This window comes from Prevotella sp. AM42-24 (assembly GCF_003461825.1).
In the GTDB taxonomy this organism is placed as follows: Bacteria; Bacteroidota; Bacteroidia; order Bacteroidales; family Bacteroidaceae; genus Prevotella; species Prevotella hominis.
In genome coordinates, this window is the sequence record NZ_QTXV01000007.1 from 110,413 (window position 1) to 111,927 (window position 1,515).

Below are 1,515 nucleotides of genomic sequence, written 5' to 3' on the forward strand. Positions count from 1 at the left end.
GACCACAACTGCAAAAAATCCTACTAACGTGCTCTGAGTCACAAAAATATTAATTATCTTTGAAGCAGTGTTCGTTAACTGATTTTTTAAACTTCAAAAATGTAGGCTTATGAAAGCAGTATGTGGTCTTGACGTGCACAAAGATAGTATTTTTCTTTGTATTTTGCACAGTGATGGTGAATTATTTGAGCAAGTTTTCGGTGTTTTAACATTTCAGCTGGAAGAAATGCGGAAATTGCTCCAAAAGCATCATGTTTTTGAGGTTTGTATGGAGAGTACCAGTATCTATTGGATACCAATATGGCGTGTGCTTTCTCCTCATTTTACTCTGCGTCTGGTAAATCCTTATTTCATCAAGCAACTTCCAGGTCATAAGAGTGATGTCAAGGATGCCCAGTGGATAGCAGAATGTACAATGAAGGAATTGGTTAGGGGAAGTTTCGTTCCTCCAGAGATTATTCAACAGCTTCGTCAGTACGACCGCCGAATCTTTGACCTCAATGCGGAGATTGTCCGTAAGGTTTCCAAGGTGGACGGCGTACTCCAACGTTGCAATATCCGCTTGAGCAATTATGTATCCAACATCGAGTGTAAGAGTTACCGCGATGTCGTGCGCAGGCTCTCGGAAGGTGTCACAAATCCAAACGAGCTGATGAAGCTTGTTCATGGTCGTATTGTCAATCGTCATGGTGTGGAGACGATATTAGCCTCATTGACAGGCGTTGTCTCCCAGGCAGAAATAGATGTACTGCGCCAACTCCATGAGGAAATTGACATCGCCGAGAGCCACAGAAACGAATGTCAGCAGAGAATGTTGGAGATATGCGAGAAGCATTTTCCAGAGGAACTTGAACGCTTGCAGAAAATTCCAGGAATCAAGGAACGTGCCGCAACATCATTGATTGCAGAGATCGGAACGGATATGAGTAAGTTCGAAACGGCAAACCACCTTGCTTCCTGGAGTGGACTGAGACCAAGAAATGACGAGTCCAACAAGAAAATCAAGTCTCGTAAAATTACCCATGGCAATGTCTACCTCCGCAACACCATCATTCAATGTGCCTGGGCTGCCAGTCGTCAGAAAGACAGTTTCTTCAGTAGGTTCTCGTATCACCAAACAATTGTGAGAAGAAAGAACAAAATGAAGGTGATTGTTGCTGTGGCGAGAAAGTTACTTATCGCTGTATGGCATGTCTTACATGACAAGACAGACTATGTCGACTTCAAACCAGATCGTGAAGAATCCGCCAACAACGGATGACCATGATATACCTTCCATGATAAAGCTATTATCTTTGTGATGGGTTTAGACCTCGTTTGCAAATTAACTTAATGTCATGGGAGGCTATGGAAGTCAGTATGAGTAAAACTCGAAGAGGAAAGTATACTGATAATCGCATTTGCTATATAAGCAAGTGCAAGGGAGACATGCGCCTTTATTTACGAAGAAAAGGCAAACTCCCTTGTTTTAGTTACCTTGTGCGAGGGAAATCATTTTCGTTTTATAGAGGAAAG

General features: G+C 42.4%; 1 protein-coding gene. It reads left to right on the forward strand.

Annotation, left to right across the window (positions count from 1 at the left end):
• Positions 1–109 precede the first annotated feature (109 nt).
• Positions 110–1,261, forward strand: coding sequence for an IS110 family transposase (locus DW917_RS04295; protein WP_118116778.1), 1,152 nt, complete (start codon positions 110–112; stop codon positions 1,259–1,261).
• The last annotated feature ends 254 nt before the right edge of the window (positions 1,262–1,515 follow it).

Bases quoted from the DNA above. Each gene is read 5' to 3' on its own strand.
- DW917_RS04295 (WP_118116778.1), top strand. From the start codon at position 110: ATGAAAGCAGTATGTGGTCTTGACGTGCACAAAGATAGTATTTTTCTT.